Origin of the sequence: Bacillus sp. RC252, assembly GCF_044909215.1 — a bacterium.
GTDB lineage: Bacteria > Bacillota > Bacilli > Bacillales > Bacillaceae_G > Bacillus_A > Bacillus_A mycoides.
On sequence record NZ_JBIYDV010000010.1, the window covers coordinates 1 to 22,238 of the forward strand.

19 protein-coding genes and 3 pseudogenes are annotated in these 22,238 nt (G+C 32.9%); 17 read left to right on the plus strand and 5 right to left on the minus strand.

Annotated features, from left to right (window positions below; translation table 11 throughout):
• Positions 1-225 precede the first annotated feature (225 nt).
• The 10 genes and pseudogenes from ABH960_RS15710 to ABH960_RS15755 all read left to right on the plus strand — a co-directional run.
• The gene (locus ABH960_RS15710; RefSeq protein ID WP_087943100.1) at positions 226-348 is read left to right on the plus strand and encodes a DUF3983 domain-containing protein; all 123 of its coding nucleotides are present in this window, start codon (positions 226-228) and stop codon (positions 346-348) included.
• A gap of 103 nt (positions 349-451) precedes the next feature.
• Positions 452-646: pseudogene (locus ABH960_RS15715) on the plus strand (ArpU family transcriptional regulator); the annotation flags it as partial.
• A gap of 129 nt (positions 647-775) precedes the next feature.
• Entirely contained in the window at positions 776-2,146 is a 1,371-nt protein-coding gene (locus ABH960_RS15720) for a lytic polysaccharide monooxygenase (RefSeq protein WP_404446450.1), read from the plus strand.
• A gap of 577 nt (positions 2,147-2,723) precedes the next feature.
• Positions 2,724-3,470, plus strand: a complete 747-nt coding sequence (locus ABH960_RS15725) for a zeta toxin family protein (RefSeq protein ID WP_340853228.1) — start codon at positions 2,724-2,726, stop codon at positions 3,468-3,470.
• A gap of 566 nt (positions 3,471-4,036) precedes the next feature.
• Positions 4,037-4,960, plus strand: a complete 924-nt coding sequence (locus tag ABH960_RS15730) for an HNH endonuclease (RefSeq protein ID WP_404446454.1) — start codon at positions 4,037-4,039, stop codon at positions 4,958-4,960.
• A gap of 57 nt (positions 4,961-5,017) precedes the next feature.
• Complete coding sequence (locus ABH960_RS15735; RefSeq protein WP_404446457.1) at positions 5,018-5,380, plus strand: hypothetical protein; 363 nt, start codon at positions 5,018-5,020, stop codon at positions 5,378-5,380.
• A gap of 68 nt (positions 5,381-5,448) precedes the next feature.
• On the plus strand, positions 5,449-5,778 hold the full coding sequence (locus ABH960_RS15740) for a nucleotide pyrophosphohydrolase (protein ID WP_078205664.1): 330 nt from the start codon (positions 5,449-5,451) through the stop codon (positions 5,776-5,778).
• A gap of 147 nt (positions 5,779-5,925) precedes the next feature.
• On the plus strand, positions 5,926-7,608 hold the full coding sequence (locus ABH960_RS15745; protein ID WP_404446460.1) for a DUF2075 domain-containing protein: 1,683 nt from the start codon (positions 5,926-5,928) through the stop codon (positions 7,606-7,608).
• Positions 7,609-7,943: 335 nt separating this feature from the next.
• On the plus strand, positions 7,944-8,183 hold the full coding sequence (locus ABH960_RS15750) for a hypothetical protein (protein ID WP_113937458.1): 240 nt from the start codon (positions 7,944-7,946) through the stop codon (positions 8,181-8,183).
• A 211-nt stretch (positions 8,184-8,394) separates the two neighbouring features.
• Positions 8,395-8,789: pseudogene (locus ABH960_RS15755) on the plus strand (IS3 family transposase); the annotation flags it as partial.
• An 83-nt stretch (positions 8,790-8,872) separates the two neighbouring features.
• On the opposite strand, the gene ABH960_RS15760 reads toward ABH960_RS15755, so the two are convergent.
• On the minus strand, positions 8,873-9,277 hold the full coding sequence (locus tag ABH960_RS15760; RefSeq protein ID WP_113937353.1) for a DUF3221 domain-containing protein: 405 nt from the start codon (positions 9,275-9,277) through the stop codon (positions 8,873-8,875).
• Positions 9,278-10,477: 1,200 nt separating this feature from the next.
• On the opposite strand from ABH960_RS15760, the gene ABH960_RS15765 reads away from it, so the two are divergent.
• The 4 genes from ABH960_RS15765 to ABH960_RS15780 all read left to right on the plus strand — a co-directional run bounded on the left by ABH960_RS15765 (position 10,478) and on the right by ABH960_RS15780 (position 13,284).
• Positions 10,478-11,098: a DsbA family protein gene (locus ABH960_RS15765; protein WP_113937352.1), complete on the plus strand. Its 621-nt coding sequence runs from the start codon at positions 10,478-10,480 to the stop codon at positions 11,096-11,098.
• 285 nt (positions 11,099-11,383) lie between these two features.
• Positions 11,384-12,205, plus strand: a complete 822-nt coding sequence (locus ABH960_RS15770) for an MBL fold metallo-hydrolase (RefSeq protein ID WP_113937351.1) — start codon at positions 11,384-11,386, stop codon at positions 12,203-12,205.
• A gap of 4 nt (positions 12,206-12,209) precedes the next feature.
• Positions 12,210-12,602, plus strand: a complete 393-nt coding sequence (locus tag ABH960_RS15775) for a nuclear transport factor 2 family protein (RefSeq protein ID WP_085313303.1) — start codon at positions 12,210-12,212, stop codon at positions 12,600-12,602.
• Between the two features lie 154 nt (positions 12,603-12,756).
• On the plus strand, positions 12,757-13,284 hold the full coding sequence (locus tag ABH960_RS15780) for a nuclear transport factor 2 family protein (RefSeq protein WP_113937350.1): 528 nt from the start codon (positions 12,757-12,759) through the stop codon (positions 13,282-13,284).
• 538 nt (positions 13,285-13,822) lie between these two features.
• On the opposite strand, the pseudogene ABH960_RS15785 reads toward ABH960_RS15780, so the two are convergent.
• Together ABH960_RS15785 and ABH960_RS15790 are read right to left on the minus strand one after the other, a co-directional pair.
• Positions 13,823-14,050 (minus strand): annotated as a pseudogene (locus tag ABH960_RS15785) (IS4 family transposase); the annotation flags it as partial.
• Positions 14,051-14,105: 55 nt separating this feature from the next.
• Complete coding sequence (locus ABH960_RS15790) at positions 14,106-14,675, minus strand: TetR/AcrR family transcriptional regulator (RefSeq protein WP_113937349.1); 570 nt, start codon at positions 14,673-14,675, stop codon at positions 14,106-14,108.
• Between the two features lie 400 nt (positions 14,676-15,075).
• Here ABH960_RS15790 and asnB point away from each other — a divergent pair, with 400 nt between their 5' ends.
• Positions 15,076-16,902 carry an asparagine synthase (glutamine-hydrolyzing) gene (gene asnB / locus ABH960_RS15795; protein ID WP_113937348.1) on the plus strand — a complete coding sequence of 609 codons (1,827 nt, stop codon included), beginning with the start codon at positions 15,076-15,078 and terminating at the stop codon, positions 16,900-16,902.
• A gap of 168 nt (positions 16,903-17,070) precedes the next feature.
• Here asnB and ABH960_RS15800 read toward each other — a convergent pair whose 3' ends face one another.
• Positions 17,071-17,520, minus strand: a complete 450-nt coding sequence (locus tag ABH960_RS15800) for a MarR family winged helix-turn-helix transcriptional regulator (protein ID WP_000798525.1) — start codon at positions 17,518-17,520, stop codon at positions 17,071-17,073.
• Positions 17,521-17,778: 258 nt separating this feature from the next.
• Here ABH960_RS15800 and ABH960_RS15805 point away from each other — a divergent pair, with 258 nt between their 5' ends.
• The gene (locus tag ABH960_RS15805; protein WP_404446469.1) at positions 17,779-19,053 is read left to right on the plus strand and encodes an alpha/beta hydrolase; all 1,275 of its coding nucleotides are present in this window, start codon (positions 17,779-17,781) and stop codon (positions 19,051-19,053) included.
• Positions 19,054-19,438: 385 nt separating this feature from the next.
• Positions 19,439-20,191, plus strand: coding sequence for a quorum-quenching N-acyl homoserine lactonase AiiA (gene aiiA, locus ABH960_RS15810; protein WP_113937346.1), 753 nt, complete (start codon positions 19,439-19,441; stop codon positions 20,189-20,191).
• Positions 20,192-21,077: 886 nt separating this feature from the next.
• Here aiiA and ABH960_RS15815 read toward each other — a convergent pair.
• Positions 21,078-21,566, minus strand: a complete 489-nt coding sequence (locus ABH960_RS15815; protein ID WP_113937345.1) for a hypothetical protein — start codon at positions 21,564-21,566, stop codon at positions 21,078-21,080.
• Between the last annotated feature and the right edge of the window lie 672 nt (positions 21,567-22,238).

Sequence of the window (22,238 nt, forward strand, 5' to 3'; positions counted from 1 at the left end):
GATAAGATGGGGCGCTGTATGCGATGAAAGTCGCACGTACAGTGCTAAGCGGGGGAAAAGATGGAGATAACTTCAAAGTCTTACCTATCGCAACTGTGGGGAAAAAGAATTTATAAAATAGGTACAATTCACGTTTAGATCATTTTTGAATGTAATAAGGTATCAAAAGGAGTAAAACGCTCCAAAATGGAAATGAGAGACGTTTGCATGAAAGGGATGAGAGGAATGGCAAATGCAAAGAAAAAGAAAATAAGAAAAGCTATCGTTCGTCGTGCGATATCCGTTGATAAATACCAAGTTAACAAAGCTTGGAGAAACATCTTTGTGCAGGCTGGTATTATTAAATAAATGAAAACAGAATACAGTCCGGCTAGAAAACTAGAGGATACCAATTTTTAGAGCAGCAATAAAGCTGTTTTAAGAAATGGTGTCCTCTTTATTTTTGAAAGGGGATGTGGCAATCGCTAATTTGCAGCAAAGTGAGCATGAAGAGTGGTTGGAGTTAATGTCATTCCGTATTAATCAGTTTTTAATAGTAGATAAGAATAGAAGAAAGTTCAAAAACTGTGCACAATTTCAGTATAAGTTTAATGAATTATCATGTAATAATTTAATTATAAAGCTATTTGGATGTAAAGGAAGTTAAATGAATATTTAAGTATGAAGTTATGAGGTTTCGTTTTTATTTATTTAATCTTTGTAATCTATGTTTTATTATTCTTTTACATCAATGCTCTTAATATAGTAAGCAAATTAATAGGAGGGGACTATTAAAATGAATAAAAAAATTCTAAAGCAGTTGAGAAAAATGACTACAAATAAAAAGGGATTAAGTGCTGCTGTAGTAGCAGTAGAGATTATGAGTACAACTTTAATTCCTCAAAATGCCTATGCACATGGGTTCGTTGAAAAACCAGGTAGCCGTGCTGCTTTATGTAGCCAGAATTATGGAGCTTTGAATTTAAATTGTGGCAATGTAATGTATGAGCCGCAAAGCTTAGAAGCGCCTAAAGGATTCCCACAAGGTGGACCGGTTGATGGGAAAATTGCTTCAGCAGGAGGCCTGTTTGGTGGGATTCTTGATCAACAAACAGCTGATCGATGGTTTAAGAATACGATTAAGGGTGGAGAGAATACATTCACTTGGAAATACACTGCTCCTCATTTAACAAGTCAATGGCACTATTACATCACAAAAAAAGGATGGGATCCAAATAAACCTCTAACAAGAGCGGATCTTGAATTAATAGGAACTGTAAAACACGATGGTTCTGCAGCATCTAATAATTTATCACATAAAATTAATGTACCAACTGATCGTAGTGGATATCATGTCATTTTAGCGGTTTGGGATGTAGCTGATACCGTAAATGCTTTTTATAATGTGATTGATGTGAATCTAGTTAATAATGAAAAACCAGATACAGAAGCACCAACTCAGCCATCTGGACTACAAGTAGTAAAAGCCACTTCCAATAGCGTAGAACTTAATTGGAAGCCTGCAACAGATAATGTAGGGGTGAAAGAGTATCAAGTGTTACGTAATGGAGAAGTAATTAATACTGTAGCGGGTACTAGTTTAGTTGATAAAAAATTAAGCCCAAACACAGATTACACGTATACAGTAAAAGCAGTAGATGCTGTAGGGAATATATCTAAGGAAAGTGAAGCATTAGTTATTAAAACAACAGTGGAAAAACCAGATACAGAAGCGCCAACTCAACCTAAAGGGTTACACAGTATGGGAATCACTGCCAATACTGTTGACTTAATGTGGAGTCCGTCTGAAGATAACATAGATGTGGATCATTATATTGTATACAGAGAAATTGCGGGGGTTACGAAGGAAATAGGTACTGTTAATACCACATTATTTATGGACAAGAATTTGCAAGCAAATACAACATACAAGTATGCAGTTTCTGCAGTTGATACGGCGGGTAATGAATCAATGAAAAGTGATGTCTTAACAGTTACTACGAAGGAACAAGAAAACACTTATGAGCAATGGGATTCGTATAAAGCATATAAAAAAGGAGATAGAGTAGTTCACGAAGGCAAGGAATACGAGGCGGCCCAAAGCTATCAGGGGAATGGGGATCCGAATTGGATCTTTGCTTTATCTTTATGGAATGAAATAAAATAGTAATTTAATTAGTAGCTCATTTTTCATGTAATCAAGTAGATTTGAAATGAATAATTAAGAGGAGACAAAATCAAGTTTTATATTATAATTAAGCGCATCCTCTTAAAAAGAGGGGCATTATTAATAGATCATCTTGATAATAATAACTGAATTATGTAATATATAGGTATATTGTTAGTTTAATTGATTCCGTTTATTCCCACACCTTATGTGTTGTGGTTGAGTTGTAGAAGCAAGTTGTGTTCTTGTTTCAATTTTGAAAGGGCTTCTTTGAGCCGATTAGTGTATATAGCTTATTTTGCTATGCACAATTAATCGACTTAAAGGAGTCCTTTTTTGTTTGTTTAAGTGGATATATAGAGTAGGTATTAAGTTAGAGAGAAATATGGTTGTTTAGAAGGAATGTGTAATGATGAATTGAAAAATATAGCATCTAACTAAAAGAGCTATATGGAATCATAGTAAGAATGATCTCAAGTAGAGACGAGAAATCAAAGTTATAAGTACAGGGTTAGAGTAAGTACTCTAACTTTTGAAGGGAACCTAATAATTCATTTATAGAAGAGGAGAAGACGAATTGAGAACAACCCGAGAAAGATACGTAAACAATGGGGAGTATGTAATAGAACGTAAGGATCTACATAATGAGATTATTGAATCATTTTTAAATGAACATTCACAGCAAGAAAAAGAACCTGAAGCCATATTACTTGGTGGTGGTTCTGCTGCTGGAAAAAGCTCAATTGGAGAGTTAGTAAGTAAGGGGTATAAACGTAAGAAGAAACATATAATTTGGATAGATTCTGATAAGATCAAAGAAAAAATACCAGAATATCAACAATTAATGGAATCAGGGGACACAGAACTAATAAAACAAGCAGCCTTTTTGGTTCATGATGAAAGCAGTGATATTACCATGGAACTTTTAAAAATCTGTATGAAGAGAAAAATAAACTTTATGTATGATGGTACAATGAAAAATGTAGAGAAATATAAAAAATTGATTCAACAATTAAGACAAGCTGAATTCAGTATTAATGCAATCATTGTAGATGTTCCAATAAAGGTTGCTTTAGAACGATCAATCATGCGTTTTAAACTAACAGGAAGATTGGTTCCGGAACATATTATTGAAGAAAGCCATATGAAAGTAGCAACTACATTTTGTAAAATTAAAGATTTGATAGATTGTTATAGCTTATATGATAATACGGGTCAGCAACCAGAAATTTTTGCTTTTAAAGAATCAAAACAAGCAAAAGAAATTATTGTTGATGAATCTCGAAATAATCAATTTAACGAAAAATCAGCTCTTGTTTTTTAGGGAACATACATTTAATAAATTTTATAAAATAATAAATAGATTTAATTTCTATAATCTCCTGACAACTTATAATATTATTGATATAATAAGTATAGGAGGCGATATGAATGGAATTTAAAGAACTTATGAAGTATATAGAAGAAAACAAAGAAGAGCATTTTCATGATTTAATCGCTAAAAATGAACGGGAAATGGAAAAAAAGGAAGAAGAGAAATAAAGAATTTGAAGCAGAGGAGTTGACCTTTTAGGTCAACTCTTTTGTTTGCATAAATGAGTATTTAGTTAAAACTCTCCATTTATCACAAAAATCAATAATAGCGCATGTGCTGCTTTTGTAGATATTTGTGTGATATGTACTTTATTGTAAAACAACTATATTATTTTTACATGTTAACATCATTGTGTGTGGGATTTAATTTATGAGAAAAAAATCGTATGAAATAATAAATGTATAATTAATTATTAGTAAAAACTTAAATAGGTTATTTGCTAATCGTAGGAGAGTTTTTTAGTATTAAATTAAATAGAAATCAGTGTAGTAAATATACGCTTTAGGAGAGAATATATGAACCATTTTATTGTTATGCAGGGACATACTTATCAAGAAGAAAAGGAATTAGGAATTATTTGGTCACCAAAAAAAGATAGAGGTGGTAATGTACCACATTCATGGAAAAGAATGATGGATGTAAAAAAAGGAGATCGAATCTTTCATTATGTAAAAGGGAATATTGTAGCGGTTAGTATTGCTGAAGAAGATTGTAAGGAATCGAATAAACCATCGATTATGAAAAGTCATGATCAATGGAATGATGAAGGCTATCTGGTGCCTTTAAAATATCATGAGTTAGAAAAAACAATTAATATACCTGAGAATTTTGAAGAGATATCGCAGCTTTTACCAATTAAATACTCGCCTTTTCAATCAGATGCAAATGGAAATCAAGGTTATTTATACCCATGTAATGAAGAATTAGCTCTTAAATTAATTGAATTAATTAGTGATTCAAACATCTATAAGAAGAAAAATGAGCAATTAGAATTATCAGTTGATGAGGTAAGAAGGACTGAAAATAACACATTAATTCCTGTTATATCTGAAACGGAATCAAAGGTAAAAGCTACAATCCGAATTGGGCAGCAAAAATTCAGGAAAGCATTAATGGAGCTGTGGAACGGGAAATGTGCATTATGCGGAATAAATTTACCAGAATTATTAAGAGCGAGTCATTCAAAGTCATGGAAAGATAGCACAAGTATGGAGCGTTTAAATTCTTATAATGGTGTGCTCCTTTGCTGTAATCATGATGCCCTGTATGATAAAGGGTTTATTACATTTGATGGCCAGGGGCGATTGCATATTTCTCCATTGATAGTAGAAACAGATTATTTGATATTTGGATTAACACCCAAAGCTAAGATAGAAATTCGCCCAGAAAATAAATTATACTTTAAGTGGCATAAGAGTAACATTTTTAAAACAAAATAGTATAATTTATAATTTCAAGAGTATGAAGAACATAAGAGAATTGAAGGAGATTGCTACATGTATAACTGTAATCAATGTGGTACAGAAATGATTATGCAATTGCAAGATAGATATAGAGAATATTGTCCAAAATGTCAAGATCTCAGGCCAAGTAGCTTAGTATATTATAATTTACATGAGCTGCTAGAATATATGGAAGCAAATGAATACATGAGTCAGGAAAGTATGTTATATAACTTTTTAAAATGGGAGTTTGAGTTAAAGGAAGGAAGTGTATTCAAGTTATATTTAGATGTAGATAGATATGATCAAGTCGGTGATGAGAGCCTATCAAAGCAATTAGATGCATATATGAAGGGTATCCGATTAAAATTAAATGTTAAATATGAGGACGATTATATCTGGATTAAGGTGGATTAGTTGAGACCCTATATAAAGTGCGTTTTATTTTGAAAAGATAATACGAAAAAGAGGGGAGATTAATAGTGATGCAAGATTTACAAAAGGCAGTAATAAAATTTCGAGATGAGAGAAATTGGGGTCAGTTTCATAATGCAAAGGATTTGGCAATTTCATTAAATTTAGAGGCAGCAGAATTACTTGAGACTTTTCAATGGAAGTCTAGTGAAGAAGCAACAGAAACTAAAATGCAGGAAATGAAAGAAGAAATGGCTGATGTAATGATTTATTTGCTTATGTTAAGTGATAAATTGAATATTGATTTAGAAGAGGCAGTATATGCTAAATTACTCAAGAATGCAGAGAAATATCCAGTAGAAAAGGCATTTGGAAGTAATAAAAAATATGACGAACTGTAAAGCGATTATCGCTTTACAGTTTTTTGAAATAAATGTGTAAAAGAAGAGGGATGGGATTTTGAGTTGTATGTGTGTATTGGATTCAAACTGTATACAATATTCACTACTCTCAAATATTCTTTAACCAAAAAAGTGGGGGTTATTTAAATGATATCATTTGCAGCAAAATTATCTTTATTTGAAATAATTAAGAAGAAGCGAAAAGCGTTTGAGCAAGGCAGTACGAGAGACTTTGAAATTGATAAAGTACCAGTAGTCTATATTCAACGAGATAAGAAGAATTTATATGTAGGTAAGTCCACAGATATATATGAGCGTTTCGTTGCACATTTAAGTGATGAAAGTAAAACATTCAATGAAGTTATTGTAATAAAAAGCGAATTATTTAATGAAAGTTCGATTAAGCATATTGAAACATTGTTAATTGAATATTTATCTGCAGATGATAAATTTAACTTACTAAATAAAGTAAGGGGCCAAAAGATTCATTCTTATAACGGGATTGAAAATGTTCAGAGTATGTTTAAAGAAATTTGGAATCAGTTAATTGAAGAAGGGGTAGCTAGTGAGAATTTAGGTGAGATACATAATAAATTTATTTATAAATATTCACCATTTAAAGAGCTATCGGCTAATCAAATTGAGGTTTGTAAAGACATTTTTAATACGATGCTTACCACATCAAATAGTCGACATTTGATTACAGGGGACCCGGGTACCGGTAAAACAATTGTATTAACAAATATCTTATATGCGCTTGCTTACGACAATAAAACTGGTAAAGCACGAGAGGGCTTGAATTATGAAGATATAGCACTTGTAGTTCCGCAAACTCACTCATTAAATTTATATAAGAGTTTAATGAACAAACTAGGTCTACAAAGTATTACAGTACTGTCACCTTCACAATTTATTAAGCAGGCAAAAAGTAGGGGTACAAAATATAAATATGTTTTTGTGGACGAAGCGCATCGTCTGAAACAATATTTTGGTAAACAAGCACGTGATTTAAAACATTTAGTCACTGATAATGGTTATACAACTGAGTTGGAGTTAATAGAAACATATGCATATCACTTAACTGTGGTTTATGATCCATACCAAACAATTCGACCTGCAGATATAGATACAGATGTATTTCAACGGTTGACAGTGAATTATAAGAGGCATCCCTTACATAAACAATTTCGTTTGAAATCTGGAGACCAATATCTAGCATGGCTGCGTAAATATCTACAAATAGCAAATAATGTTGGTGTTTATGAGGAAGGATTATTGCAGGGCTATGACTTTAAAGTAATGGACTCTATTACAGAATTAAATGATTCCATGAAATCTTTAAATAAAGACCATGAATTATGTCGCGTAGTCGCGGGTTATTCTTGGAAATGGGCTACACAAAAGGATAAGAATCTATATGATATAAAAGATCCTGTTACAGGTAATACATTTGTATGGAACTCAAAGGTAAAGGACTGGATTAATTTTAAGAATAGTGTAGAGGAAATAGGATGTATTCATACTACCCAAGGTGCTGATTTAAATTATATTGGTGCGATCTTAGGAGCTGAAATTGATTGTAATTATACAGGTGAAGAAAATGGAGACTATGATTTGAATAAAGCAAAGATCATCGTCAACCCAAAAGAGTATAAGGATCGAAACGGACTTCCGATTAAGGGAACGGATTTAAATAATGAAGAGTTAACATCCTATATTAAACGTATTTATTACGTATTATTATCTCGCGGGATAAATGGATGTTACGTCTATGCAGTAAATCAAAATATGCAGAGATATCTAAAGGAAATAGTAAAAGTAAGTCAATAAATAAAAAAGAGCTTTGATAGTAAAAAAGAGCTGGAAATTTAGATAAGTTATGTATAAGATGAGTAAAAATAAGGGGATGTCCTAGGGCGTCCCTTTTTGCTTAAATTTTATTATTGCAAATGTAAATTGTAAACGAAATCTTTATAAATGAGGGGCTAGGTGGTGATTTAGGCCTAGTGAGCTTGGATCTAATGCCGAACCATGTAAATCCTTTTCTTCTGACAAACACCTCCAAAGTTATTAATCATACCTATTGGACGATACGTGGAACAACAAAAGACAAGGGGCTGAGAAAGGTGCAAATTAAATGTAGTAATTGCGGATTTGAACAATATATGAAAGATCATAGATTCAATAGAGATTATAAAGATGATTATAATAAAGCTTTATTTGTTATGTGTGGAAGAAATGCTTGCGATACTTCCAAAATTAAAATCCCGAATGGTTATATCAGAGAAACAATGTGGCTTGGTTCGTGGTCAATTGTTAGAGATATAACTTTAGACGAATACAAAGGTCTTAAAAGAGCTAAATTTCTTAGGGACTTAGCTGAAGAACAATCTACCAAATTGTAATAGTAAAAATCAATCTACATTCTACAATGAACAAGCTTCCATTTGCTATATAAAAATGATGATATAACTCCCTTAGCTTTTCAAAGTCTTTTATACTATGCGCAAGTTTTTTATCATACATAATTCTCTAATACGATAGTCTTATGAAAATTAACTTAGAAATGATGATTTTCATAAAACTATTTTTGGAGGGTAAATAAAATTTAAGCGGTTGGCTTACCATGTTTTAGAACAGATGACATTAGGCCTCGTAACGACAATCCTTCATAAACTAAAAAGGAATCAGAGGATTCGATTGACTGAAGGTGCATATATTCATTCAGATCAAGGATCCCACTACACAAGTCCTACCAATCAAAAGCTAGTCAAAAAGCTAAATCTTGGACAATCCATGTCAAGAAGAGGAAACTGTGGGGATAACGTCCCACAAGAATCATTTTTTGGTCATCTGAAAGATGAAGCACATAAAAAATCTTTCGTGTTCTTTGTTGAGTGGAATCAAGAGATAAGAAATATATAATGTACTATAATCACTATAGATATCAATGGAATTTGAAAAAGATGACTCCTGTTGGATACAGAAATCATCTTTTTGATGTTGCCTAACTTTTTTTCAAAATGCCCTTTACAAAGGATACAGGTTAAATGACTCCTTTTATATGGGGTAGCTTTATTATCGGAAACTTTACCTACTGAAATACTTTTTCAATGGTAGGCATAACAGCAATTGGTGGTAATGATGCAGTCCAACCAACTGCATATACGTTTAATTTTTCACCTAACTTGTAGTCTTCTCCATTGGAAACTGGAACTCTTAAAATCTTATTTTGAGAAACTAGATCCCACCAATCATGTTGATAAGCGAGCGCTTCATCTTTTGTAGAAGTAGCAGCAACGACTAAATAATTGTTATCTACTGAAATGACATATCCAGTAAAAGGTTCTTGTTCTTGTTTTTGAATAGAATGAATAGGTGTAGTGCCTACGGACACCTTACTAGAATCAGCAAAGGCTGGTGTTAATCCGAAAGTAAATCCACATCCTAATGTTAAAGCTGTTACGGTTGTTACTAATGTCTGTTTTTTTGTAAACATAATATATAGCCTCCTTATATTTTATCACTACACTATCAACTTTCAAGATATATACCTATAAAGCCTTTTAATATTAAGATGCTTAACAATTTTGTAACAAAAAAACCATAAATGTTAATATTATCTATTAATAGGAATGATTATGTGTTATAATTCACTAGGTGAACTATTTTTGTTCTTTTCATCTCTTGATGAATGGATGCCCGTCCTTAATTGTAAATATGTTTGATTTTATTGGTGAAGAGGGGAGAGATCCCTCTTTTTTTTACTTTATTAATATAGGATTCTATGTAATGAACAGAAAAAGAACCCTATAGGTTCTTTTTCCAGGCATATTAACAGTAAGGAGAGTAATGAAATGCTAATTTCAAATCTTTAGTAGGGATAAAATTTGAAAAAGCTTATCATGTTATTATTTTTACATATATGTAATATAAAGTGAATTGATAATATTTAGACTTATTATTACTAATATTCAAACAAGATAGTTAATACTATATTTATGGTGTTAACTATCTTGTTTGTTATGGAATACTTTAAGAATACAATAATAAATTTAAAATTGTTTTTTCTTTTTTGAATTTATTATTAGTTGCACACGATCAAAAAATAAAAATAATGAATAAAGACCCTGAAGAAAATACAGGGCTAGGGGAACGTATAGCTTTTTATCAACATAATAGTATATATATTTTGAGGGGATTACTAAGGGTTTTAACAAACTTAAGAACAGAAAGCCACCTGTTAATACTAGAATTATAAAAGCGTTAGGGTAGAGATTTAATATTTTTGTTAAAAAAGAATTGACTTCCATCTATGTTGTAACTAAAATAGTTACATGAAGTTGTAATTAATCTAGTTACAACTTAAACCTATTTAAAGTGAAAATTAGTTGTATATATTTAATTAAGAATGGTCGTCTGCATGTTGTCGCCCAATGTAGAAAGTTACTAACGTATAAAGGCTAATGTATATACCGAACTTTCGTATCTTCTATTTTGAAGCAATAATGTGCAGCACTATCTTTTGTTAAAGATCTTATCTGATCTTTTTTGGAAGGGTTAGTTTTGAAAAATATAGTAAGGTGGCTCAAAAAAGAACAAGATACTAAAAAAGAGGTACTTTTACAAACCAAAAAGTTGGCTGAGCATTTTAAGTGATAGCTGGACTGGTTAATAAAAATAAAGGTAGGAGATTTAAATGGAAACGAAACAAGAAAACCTTATATATGTATGGGACGCATATTGTGGATGGTGCTATGGCTTTTCAGAAAGTATTAAAGGATTTTACAAAAAACACACTGAAGTGCCGTTAACGGTTTTATGTGGAGGGTTATTTTTAGATAATTTACCAATGAAAAATTTCTCATATATAGAAGAGGGAAATAAAAGAATTAATCAACTTACAGGTGCAGAATTTGGCCCTTCATACCAAAAGTTGGTGGCAGAAGGTACTTTTAAAATGAATTCGGAAGATGCTGCAATGGGCTTTTCAGCTTTACGCTCATTAGCGCCAGACCGTTTGTTAGAATTCACTTCGGCTATGCAAAAAGCGTTTTATTATGAGGGACAAAGTCTAAGTGATCCTGAAACATACCGTAAGATTGCGATTGAGCTTGGTTTGAATCCTGAACAAGTATTAGAACGTTTAAACGCTCAAGAAACAATAATAGATGTCCAAAACGACTTCAATAAAGTTCGACAGCTTGGTATTAATAGTTATCCTTCTTTGCTTTTACAAAAGGATAATCAAATTATCCCTATTGGTGGCGGGGTAATGACCCCAGATAAAATTGAAGCGCGTTTTAAAAATTTATATTAAAAAATTTTAAGTTAAAGTATATAACATTTAACGTTTTAAAGAAGAATAGAAGTAGATGGACTTAAATCTTTCTGATATCAGTTATATTTTCAATTTGTTTTTGACGAGGGTCCAATTTTAATTTTACTAAAACTTATTAGCTTACGCCAACCCGACATTCATCTCCCACTTATTTGCTGGTGCAATCAAACCTTCACGGAAATTGAGGAGGGAGGAATTCTGGTGGGACAAGATAAAAATGTGTTTTCTATTCAATAACTTTAACAAAAAGGAGAATAACATACTATGTTTAAAACAATCGATACAAATCAAAAAGATGTGAAATTAACGGTGTTTAGTTCGGATGAAAAAAGTTTTATGGTAACTGCAACCTTGGTTGAGAAAGCAGGACATGCATTCTTAATAAATTCAAAATTCACCCAATCTGATTCGAAAGAAATTGTTGATTACCTCAAGAAAAATAACTTATCTTTAGAGAAAATCTTTATTATCCATGGAGATCCTGACTACTATTTTGGTTTAGAGGGCATTAAAGCAGTATACCCAGAGGCCATTGCTTATGCTACAGAATCTACTGTTGAACATATTGTTCATTCTGTCTTAGGTAAATTAAAAGTTTGGAAAGACGCTCTTGGAGAAAATGCACCAAGCAATGTGGTATTACCTCAAGTGTTTAGGGGTAAATCTATTGACTTTCAAGGCTTAACATTTGAACTTGTAGGCTTAGATAATTACAGAACTAGCTTATTTAATAAAGAGTTAAAACTATTAATTGGTGGTATTGATGTATTTAACGAAATCCATGTGTTCTTAGCAGATACTAGTTCAAAAGCAGCAATGGAGGCATGGATTGAGAACTTGCAAGTATTACAAGCGTTAAATGCTGACATTATTGTACCAAGCCATGGATCAATCGAAAAATCCTTAGATAATCAAGCGATTATTGCAACTATGGATTATCTAAGCACTGCAATTCAAGCTTCTGAAGAAAGTAACACTTCAAAAGATTTTGTGGCAAAGCTTGAAACAGCATATCCAGGCTATGCTAATAAAGGTGTATTAGAATTAAGTGCAAAAGTTGTAACAAAAGAAATGCCATGGGGTTAATGCTATGAATAAATATCAAAAACTATTACATGAAACGTATGTATTGACTGGTGAAGGGAAAATGGATGCTTTCAAAGCGTATTTAAATGAGAATGTATCTTGGACAGAAGCCGCTGGATTTCCATATGCAGGGACTTATATAGGTCCAGATGAAGTAGTGAAAAACGTACATGAACGTCTTGGGACAGAATGGAATGACTATAGTGCAAAGGATGAAATCTATGCATTTAATGATAAAACTGTAATCGTTTATGGAAAGTATAGTGGGACATATAAAGCAACAGGAAAATCATTTGTAGCAGATTTTTGTCATCTTTACGAATTTGATGAGAATGATAAGGTTAAAAAGTTTATTCAAATTGTGGACAGTGCAACTGTTAATGAGGTATTGAGTTAGAGTTAATCGTTTCTAACATACCTTGTATAAGGAGTAGTGTTAGGATAAACGGATTTTGCTAACATTACCCCTTATATCACATTTTGGGGAAGGTTTCTCCTTCTTCAAGTATGTTATGGAATATAACTTATATGATTAGAAGAGGTAGATGTATATGAAATTAGATAAAAATTTAATAATAATAATTATTTCTGTGTTTATTTTAGGAATTGTGTCGACTTTGATATTTCAAGCTTCCACAGGTAAAAACAAAGGTAACGCAATAAAGAGCGGGAATGTTGCATCAGTATCGAAAGATAATGTGACAGAAAAAGAAAAGAATAAAAAGATGGTAGTTGATTTCTATAATGAAGTTTTTAACAAACATAATATCGATATTATACCTAAATATGTAAGTGAAGATTATAAGCAACATAATCCTTTTGTGGCTGATGGACGAAAAGCTTTCATGGATTTCTTTAAGGAGGATTTTGTTAAAAACTCTAACTCTTCTGCAGAGATTAAACGTGTAGTAGCTGAAGGAGATACAGTTGCTCTTCATGTACATTCTCGTACTAATTCTCAAGATAAGGGAGTTGCTATAGTGGATATATTTCGTATAAAGGATGGTAAGATTGTCGAACACTGGGATGTAATTCAAGAGATTCCAAATGAAACAGCTAATAATAATACTATGTTTTAGATAGGAGATATATCTAATTATTATTTAATTGATAGAGATGTATAGAATTTAGAAATTTAGAGAAGTTATGTATATATGATTAAAATGAAGGGGTGTCCTAGTAGATATGGTACTAGGACATCTTTTTTTGCTTGAACTAGATTTGTTTAAATTAAAGGTTTGTTATTAGATTAGTGAACTACTCGCCACTTAGCAAAGCTTGAAGTGGGAGCTTCTCAGTTCCACGACGAAAGTACCCTTTCGTCTCCCTGAGCGTTACTTCGGGGTGTTCCACCCCTAGATGTCCAACGCTTGGACGCTCTTTTGGTACGGTTGATATTTTACGCAGGAACCGAATGGCTTGGTTTTCGCACTCTATTTTCTTCCTGCAACCTCATATATCAAGTTATCAAAGAACTTCATATAGCTAGTTTATCAAAAGTTTTTGGCTATGCCAAACCGAAATTCATCTCCCACCTACCGTTGGGCTACGCCCTTCACACGCTTGAGGAAGGAGAATTCTTTCGGGGAATTCGTTAAATTAAAATCATATTGGCTAACGTAAAGAATACCAATCATTTACTTCTCCTATCAGCACAAGTAAATGATTGGTATTTCTCATTAATATTGCTAAAACTGAACTACGAGCAGAATACTTTATTTCATTCTTTTTTCCCTTACAGTTTGATCTTGTAATCGCTGTTGTTCTTTTATCAGTCATTCCTACATAAGCGTTGGATATTTTGCAGGTTTGTCCAGACTGAAAAGAGCTTATTAAACCATCCATTATTCACGTTCTTCTTCATATATTTGTACCGCAATTTTTTTGTATGTGGTTAAAACTAGTTTTTAAGAAGCATATGTTTTAGCAACTGCAGAAATTCTTTATCACTTTTATCATCTTTTATGTAATCCTGTTCGTAGTTAAAAATCATTCGTACTAACATAAAAGCTGTAAGTGGTAATGGTACCTTATGCAAAGCTCCTTGCTGATAACCTCTTTCGAGCAAATTACTTATCATTTTAATTGCTTCTTCTTCAGACTTTTTAAAACAAGCTGTAATTTCAGGTGAATGGTACTCTTTATATTCTTGAAAGAGTGTAGAAACAAACGGATCTTGATGATATTCTAGGCTGATATAATGAAGGATTTTTTGTATTCGAAGTAAAACATCTTTTTCCTCTTTATATAAATCAAATAATTGTGAACGTATAAGCTGAATATGACGCATATAGCAGTCACATAATATTTCAGTTTTATCTGTATAGTAATAATAAATAGTACCTTTACCAACTTTAGCTTTCTTTGCAATTTCATCGACCGTTGTGTTACGGACACCACCCGTAGAGAACAGTATTGTGGCAGATTGAATGATTTTCATTTTTTTATTTTCTTTTTCTAATTTGATCATTGTCTACACCCTATCCTTGAAATATTTAGCGAAGTTTTCTTTCATTACATTCTGTATCAGTCCATTTGTAATTTTTTAACTCCTAATAGAAAGTCCTCTATTTGCTTCTTATAGAATAACATACACCATTCTCATTTCTAGTATATAACTATAATAGAATGCAACTTTATAACTTAGGATAAAAATGAAAGTTTAAGGTAATAACTTTTTAATCGGACGATGAGAATTCAAGTGAAAGGGGACAGTGATTTCTTTCTTGATTGAATTATTTGATTTTTTATTCAATTCGTTTTATTATATAAACATGACTAAAAGATGTTTTTAGTCGGATTTTTTACGGAAAACCGACTGATATTTAATTTTAGTCGGTTTCTATACTATTTGAGAGAAGGTAGACACTATGTGTGGAATTGCAGGGTGGATAGACTGGTCTAAAGACCTGTCTCATGAACAAGAAACGTTAAAAAAAATGACAGATGCTATCACTCACCGAGGGCCTGATGCAGAGGGGCATTGGCTTTCAAAACGAGCAGCATTAGGTCATCGACGTCTCATCGTCATTGATCCTGAAGGTGGCCTTCAACCTATGCTGTATAAAGATGGAAATGATACGATTGGCCTTACGTTCAATGGAGAAATTTATAACTATCAAGAATTACGTAAAGAACTTGAGGGGAAAGGTCATGAATTTCAGACAAAGTCTGATACAGAGGTATTACTACATGCTTATTTAGAATGGCAAGAAGATTGTGTTCAACACTTAAATGGGATTTTTGCTTTTGGTATTTGGGATGAAAGATTTGGGAAATTGATGCTTGGTCGTGATCATCTAGGTGTGAAGCCTTTATTTTTCGCTCAAAGAGGAAGCGCAATTCTCTTTGGTTCAGAGTTAAAAGTTTTGCTTTCGCATCCGCTTGTAAATGCAGAAGTAGATAAAGAAGGACTTTCTGAGGTATTTTGTCTTGGACCAACACGTACTCCTGGTCATGCGATTTTTAAGGATATACATGAAGTACGTGCGGGTCATTATATGACGTTTACCTCTAATGGTTCAAATACGACACAGTATTGGAAACTTGAAAGTAAAAAACATATAGATGATATTGATATGACAGTGGAGACAATCCGCTCCATTTTACAAGATACGGTTAAACGTCAGTTAATTGCTGATAGGCCAGTGGTATCTATGCTTTCCGGAGGTTTAGATTCAAGTGGTCTAACAGGTTTAGCAGGAAACGAATTTGGGAATAAAGGGGAACACCTTCATACATATTCCCTGAATTTCATCAATGATGAAAAAGACTTTGAGCAAGACTTCCTTCGTTTTGATCGTGATGAACCTTGGGTGAAACGTGTGGCTGAATATGTAGGAACAAAGCATCACTCTATAGAGTTGGGATCAGATAGTTTAATAGAGCATTTATTAATTCCAATGCGAGCGCGTGATCTACCGGGAGTTGGGGAACTAGAAACGTCTCTTTATTTGCTATTTAAGGAAATGAAAAAAGACGCAACAGTTGCACTTTCAGGCGAATCCGCAGATGAAGTGTTCTCAGGATATCCATGGTTCCATCAAGAGAAGTTTTTAGATGCAGAGATATTCCCTTGGAGTGTTAATTTATGGTATAGTACAGAAATTTTATCAGAGGATTTTAAAGAAAAGATTAGCCCTGAAAAATATCAAAAACAAAAATTTGAAGATGCGGTTGCTGAGGTTCCTTTTTTAGAAGGTGAAAGTGATCTGCAAATGAAGCAACGTCAAATGTCTTACATGTTTATTACACGTTTCTTGCCATTTATGCTAGAACGAAAAGATCGTACAAGTATGATGAATGGCTTTGAAGTACGAGTTCCATTTTGCGATTACCGGCTTGTAGAATACTTATGGAATGTTCCATTCGAAATGAAAAGCATAGACAATATTGAAAAAGGTATTTTACGTCGAGCTTTTGAAAATGTACTTCCAGAGGATGTACTTTATCGCAAAAAAAGTGCATATCCAAGCACAAAGGATGCTTCTTATCTACAAGGTATTAGTGATTGGATGTTACATGTGTTGAACAATCCTCAATCACCTATTTTACCATTAATAAATGTAGAAAGAGTTCGTGCTATTGCAGAAGGAAAAGACGAAGTAATTTCAGGTAATGATGCACGAGGTATAATAGATTATTTACTTCAAGTTAATAGTTGGCTTCAGGAATATAATATTAAATTAGTATGGTAGATGTAATTTTCAAATAAAGAGAATAGCTGAAACATCAATGACCTAAGTGAACCGCACCTCAAATGTATTAGATAGTTATCTAATACTTGGAGGTGCGGTTTTATTATTTTGGGGTAACTAGTTCTTTTAGCATAATAGCGATGTGTTAGTTCTAAAAACTCAATACTATTATAGTTGGTCAAGAACATGAACTAGACATCTAATTATTTCAGAGGATTTCTCGATTTGCTCTGGATCAAAATCTGAAAGGTTCGCATTAAGAATATGTTTTAGTTTTTTCTCTCTTTCTAAGTGACAGTTTAAACCACTAGGCGTAAGTTGGACATTGACAACTCTCCGGTCGTTATTTGAACGAACACGCTCAACGTAACCAGCCTGTTGTAATCCATTGATTAATTGAGTAATACCAGCGGCGGTAGTTTCTGCTCGATCAGCTAATTCTTTGACTGACAATTCGCCTTCTTCAGCTAATACTTTAAGGGTTCGAGCATGGACCATTGAAACTGCCCCTAATGTACGAGTAGCTCGCCCTCTTAAACGTCCATCGGCTGCAGTCAGACTATATATAGCCTGACTAAGTTCGTCTATCGCAGTTAACTTATTTGAAGAATTTTTCATAACATCACCATTTTCCTGTTAACTAAGTACTTAATTATATGGTGTTAACATTAACATATGAAAAAGAGTAGAGTCAAATTAAGTAGAGACTGGCTATTCATTTTCCAAGCAATATTATATATGCTCACCTTAAATCATCAATAAAATAATAAGACGACTTGGTTTGTAGTCTTGACAAAAGTACATATTATACTTCATTATTTTAATTAAGTACTTAATTGTTAAGTGCTTAATTAAAAAACGTAAAGGATGATTATTATGACTCAACGTTCACAATCTCAAGGATGGGCTTTAGATATAGCCCTTGCACTTGGTGGGTTTGATGCTTTGCATCCTGAAGCAAAGGCAACTATGGAACAGTTAGGACACGACCACACTGATTTTGATAAAGTTTTTTCTCAAGTAAAGAGTGGAGCAATGATACCAAAAGCATGGGCGACGGTTGCTTCTCAGGCTCAAGAACGTGCAAAACATTATGAACAAAAGGGATTCACTGTTACTGCTCGTGATCTATATCAGCGAGCTGCTGTTATGTGGGGACGTGCACAATACTCATATTTTAATGATGATCCACGAAAATTGGCATTTCGAGAGCGTTGTAATGAATGTGTGGCAGCTATTTCATCACTTGGAGGGGGAACAGTACAACGTATAGTACTAGAATTTGAAGGCAAACAGATATATGCACTACTTCATTTGCCCTCAGGTGAAGTTCACAATGCACCAGCAGTAATATTAGGTCCAGGTATGGATATGATTAAGGAAGACTATATACAGATTGCGCAACGTTATTATACGTCGCGTGGTATCATAGCTCTATCAATTGAAGGACCGGGTCAAGGTGAATCTGTATCTGAAGGTCTAAAAGTCGATTTGACTAATTACGAACGCGCCGTTAGTTGTTATATCGATTTTCTATTAAAACGGCCTGAGGTTGATCCAAAGCGGATTGGATTTTTTGGTATCAGTATGAGTGGGTATTGGGGGATGCGAGCTGCTGCGAGTGATAATCGTATAAACGCTATAGCCACTTTTGAAGGTGTATATGGTGAATTTGATACCATCTTTAACAGAGCTCAGCCGAGTTTCAAAGCCAATTTTATGTACATGTCTGGTTACACTGATGAAGTTGCTTTTGAAAACGAGTTGAGTAGACAGATGAACCTGTGGAAATTGGCGCCAAAGATTACTTGTCCAGTCTTCATGGGAATAGGAGAATTTGATGAACTTACCCGTTTGGAAGAAGCATTAAGTCTTTATGAGTTTGTAGAAGCACCAAAGGAGATACGCGTCTATGAGAATGAATTTCACCCGCTTGGTGGAGTAGCTGCAGAAATTTTTCGTTTTGGTGCAGAGTGGGTGGAACTTGCACTTGAAGGAAACTTTAAAGCTAACCATGATGAGCGTTATTACATGCATCGTGATGGGGGTGTTACTGAAGGGACAGCTTTTCCAACTTATTGGCTTGGTACTCAACCGGAGGAAATTAAAGCACGCAAAAAGTGTAATAAATTAAACGCTTGTAATAATTAACAAATTTATACTGATTAAAAAAGAAAACAACAAAAATAGTATGTAGCTTTTTTACACTATTTTTGTTGTTTTCTTCAAATTTTTAGACTCCTCATAATTATGGACATTGATGAGGATATTCAAAGTGCGGAAGACTTCGAATTGCTGAAAAATACGGAGGAAAGTTACAGGAAATGTTAAGGGATTTATAATTTTATCCTATTCCTAAAGGCGGATTGAATTCCTGCATAGGCTTTCCAGTATCACTGAATTTGTAATGAAAAGTTGTGAACAATTGAAAAAATAATGGTTGAAATAATGAAAGGTGAGAAGGAGTTTATTTCTAATAAGCGAAATATTATATTGTAATGTTTTATCCTAAATTATTTGTAAAGGTGGATACATAATGACAGTAAAGAAGCTTTATTTCCTCCCAGCAGGTCGTTGTATGTTGGATCATTCTTCAGTTAATAGTACACTTACACCGGGTAAACTACTAAACTTACCTGTTTGGTGTTATCTTTTGGACACAGAAGAGGGACTTATTTTAGTAGATACAGGTATGCCAGAAAGTGCTCTTAATAATGAGAATCTTTTTAAAGGTACATTTGTTGAAGGACAAGTTTTACCTAAAATGAATGAGAACGATAGGATCATAAATATTTTAAAGCGTGCCGGATATGAGCCAGAAGATCTTCTTTATATCATTAGTTCTCACTTGCATTTTGATCATGCAGGAGGAAATGGCGTTTTTACAAATACACCAATTATTGTGCAGCGTGCTGAATATGAGGTAGCACTCCACAGAGAGGAATATTTGAAAGAATGTATATTGCCGAATTTAAACTATAAAATCATTGAAGGGGATTATGAAGTAGTGCCAGGTGTGCAATTAATATATACACCGGGACATACGCCAGGGCATCAGTCATTATTAATTGAGACGGAAAAATCAGGTCCAGTGTTGCTAACTATTGATGCATCATATACGAAAGAAAACTTTGAAGATGAAGTACCGTTTGCTGGATTTGATTCGGATTTAGCTTTATCTTCAATAAAACGTTTAAAAGATGTTGTTAAGAAAGAAAATCCGATTATTTTCTTTGGACATGATATGGAGCAAGAAAAGGGCTGTAAAGTGTTCCCAGATTATTTGTGATATAGCATATAAAAAGTCATAGGCTCGTTTGAGGTGACCCCCGAAAGTTAGCTCATGACTTTTTGTTTTGAGGTGTTATAAAATTCGTAAGTTGATGGGCATGGGGTAATAATATGAATTGGAGGTTCCTTTCTAAGAGTAGGGAGTCTCTTTGATCTTGCTACCGATAATCAAATGATATGTTAATTAGATTTGATTATTGTATGCATCGTTTTTTCTTCAATAAATATTAAGTGATAAACTTCATATGTAGTATATAAGGAGATTATCTCATGGGTTATTTGCAAATATTAGATGGAGAGTATAGGAATATTAAATAATTGTTCAGCTTTTGAGATGCTTTGAGGGAATTTAGCACCTTACGCTAGCTTTGCTGCTTTTCTAGCCTCTTTAGCCTCCAGTAGACCTAATCCAGTTATGTATTGGGGAAACGGTGAAGAAATAGAAACTTTAGTTGATAGTGAATTTTTATCTTAATGTGGAAGAAAAACAGTTTTGGAAGGTGCTCAATTATATACCATATTCATTGGCAAGAGGGAGAAAAAAAGTAAAGAATCATGAATGAAAAGGGGGGAATATACTATATTACGACAAATGAAGCCTTTGTATATGTGAAGTAGAAAAAGTAAAAGATCACCTGTAAAGGGTGGTTGAAAATTGGTCTTACTATTTATTTTTTTAAGCTCTTTTTAAGAGTTCAACTATTTGTACTAGCTATTCTATAGGAGTGAGGTTTAAAGCAGGAAAATAAATTTCGGTATTATATGTAATGAATTCTTCTTTTTCATGAACAGATAAACCACTTTGTAGGATAGCTGTAATAATAAAACTACTATTTTATAGGAATACATTTCCGAATAATCTATTACCATCAATTTAATATTTTTCAAGTTTCCCAAAAACTGAAGTAATTACTAAAGTCTTTATAAGGAAATAGAAAGCTTTTTAATTCTTGACTAATATCCTCTAGATTCCCATATATATTATCTGCGGCTAAATTAATTTCCTCATTAAAATTATATAGCTGTTCATCTACATAACTGAATCCCTCACAGCAATTATTATGTATCAAATTAGATATAAATGGTTTTATTTTCAATACATTTTCTTCATTTAGGATAAATTTATCCCATAACAGCCCCAGTATTATTTTTACTGGTAATTTTTTATCATACGTTCCTTTTACGTTTTTTAATTTCGGTACGATGTCAACCAACTTATCATTACTAGATAGAGAAACTTCTATAATTTCAATAGAAGGGCTATCTAATGCTTCAATTGTCTGATCAGCCCAATCAATTATTTCAGTTTTTGAAAATAAACCAATTTGTAACCCTATACTCAGAACCTCAGCTATTATTTTTATATTAGCCATATATATAACTCCTTAGATTTTTTGATAATTATACATCGGAGTAACCTGAATTTCAAAAGGTTGTTGCTAGTATGTAGTAACTAAAGGGATTTTTAAACCTAGGATATCTCCACATTGTTATCAAGCTAAAAAACAAAATCTCTCCTAAAACGAAAAAAATGAACAAAATAATAAAAAAGGCTCATTTCTATTTCTTTTTTAGATTCCATTTCTTAGTAAGAAAACTTAGTAGATGAAAAGGTTAGAATGCACAATTAATTGGGAGATAAGTACGAGTAACTTTGAATCTCTTGAACAAATAGTTCTAATTTATTTTAGGGTGTATTTTGTTTTGTTAGGTTGATAGCGATGTGGCGGTAACCCATGCACATCAATTTAAGAATTCAGAATTTCCCCGAAACGAAAAAATGAGGTTTTTTGTCACAAGTTAGCACAAAATTATGTTTGGTTATTTGCTTTCTTAGGTTGATGAAGACATGTTGCTACTCCTGTAAAGATAGTAGAGGGTACTACAATGAGAAATTCTCTAGTATCTTATTGTGGTACCAAGCATAACTTGACAAGTAACTAATAAATTATGCCTGTTTTGTATAATTTTCGCAAAATCACTTTGACTCATTAATTATTATCATTATAAAATAATATAAGGATATATCTTACTAGCAGTTATAT

Coding starts and splice junctions, on each gene's coding strand:
- ABH960_RS15730 (WP_404446454.1), top strand. CDS start 4,037: ATGAACCATTTTATTGTTATGCAGGGACATACTTATCAAGAAGAAAAG.
- ABH960_RS15720 (WP_404446450.1), top strand. CDS start 776: ATGAATAAAAAAATTCTAAAGCAGTTGAGAAAAATGACTACAAATAAA.
- ABH960_RS15800 (WP_000798525.1), bottom strand. CDS start 17,520: ATGAAAAATTCTTCAAATAAGTTAACTGCGATAGACGAACTTAGTCAG.
- ABH960_RS15780 (WP_113937350.1), top strand. CDS start 12,757: ATGAAATTAGATAAAAATTTAATAATAATAATTATTTCTGTGTTTATT.
- aiiA (WP_113937346.1), top strand. CDS start 19,439: ATGACAGTAAAGAAGCTTTATTTCCTCCCAGCAGGTCGTTGTATGTTG.
- ABH960_RS15805 (WP_404446469.1), top strand. CDS start 17,779: ATGACTCAACGTTCACAATCTCAAGGATGGGCTTTAGATATAGCCCTT.
- ABH960_RS15775 (WP_085313303.1), top strand. CDS start 12,210: ATGAATAAATATCAAAAACTATTACATGAAACGTATGTATTGACTGGT.
- ABH960_RS15735 (WP_404446457.1), top strand. CDS start 5,018: ATGTATAACTGTAATCAATGTGGTACAGAAATGATTATGCAATTGCAA.
- ABH960_RS15760 (WP_113937353.1), bottom strand. CDS start 9,277: ATGTTTACAAAAAAACAGACATTAGTAACAACCGTAACAGCTTTAACA.
- ABH960_RS15745 (WP_404446460.1), top strand. CDS start 5,926: ATGATATCATTTGCAGCAAAATTATCTTTATTTGAAATAATTAAGAAG.
- ABH960_RS15790 (WP_113937349.1), bottom strand. CDS start 14,675: ATGATCAAATTAGAAAAAGAAAATAAAAAAATGAAAATCATTCAATCT.
- ABH960_RS15765 (WP_113937352.1), top strand. CDS start 10,478: ATGGAAACGAAACAAGAAAACCTTATATATGTATGGGACGCATATTGT.
- asnB (WP_113937348.1), top strand. CDS start 15,076: ATGTGTGGAATTGCAGGGTGGATAGACTGGTCTAAAGACCTGTCTCAT.
- ABH960_RS15710 (WP_087943100.1), top strand. CDS start 226: ATGGCAAATGCAAAGAAAAAGAAAATAAGAAAAGCTATCGTTCGTCGT.
- ABH960_RS15815 (WP_113937345.1), bottom strand. CDS start 21,566: ATGGCTAATATAAAAATAATAGCTGAGGTTCTGAGTATAGGGTTACAA.
- ABH960_RS15770 (WP_113937351.1), top strand. CDS start 11,384: ATGTTTAAAACAATCGATACAAATCAAAAAGATGTGAAATTAACGGTG.
- ABH960_RS15750 (WP_113937458.1), top strand. CDS start 7,944: ATGAAAGATCATAGATTCAATAGAGATTATAAAGATGATTATAATAAA.
- ABH960_RS15740 (WP_078205664.1), top strand. CDS start 5,449: ATGCAAGATTTACAAAAGGCAGTAATAAAATTTCGAGATGAGAGAAAT.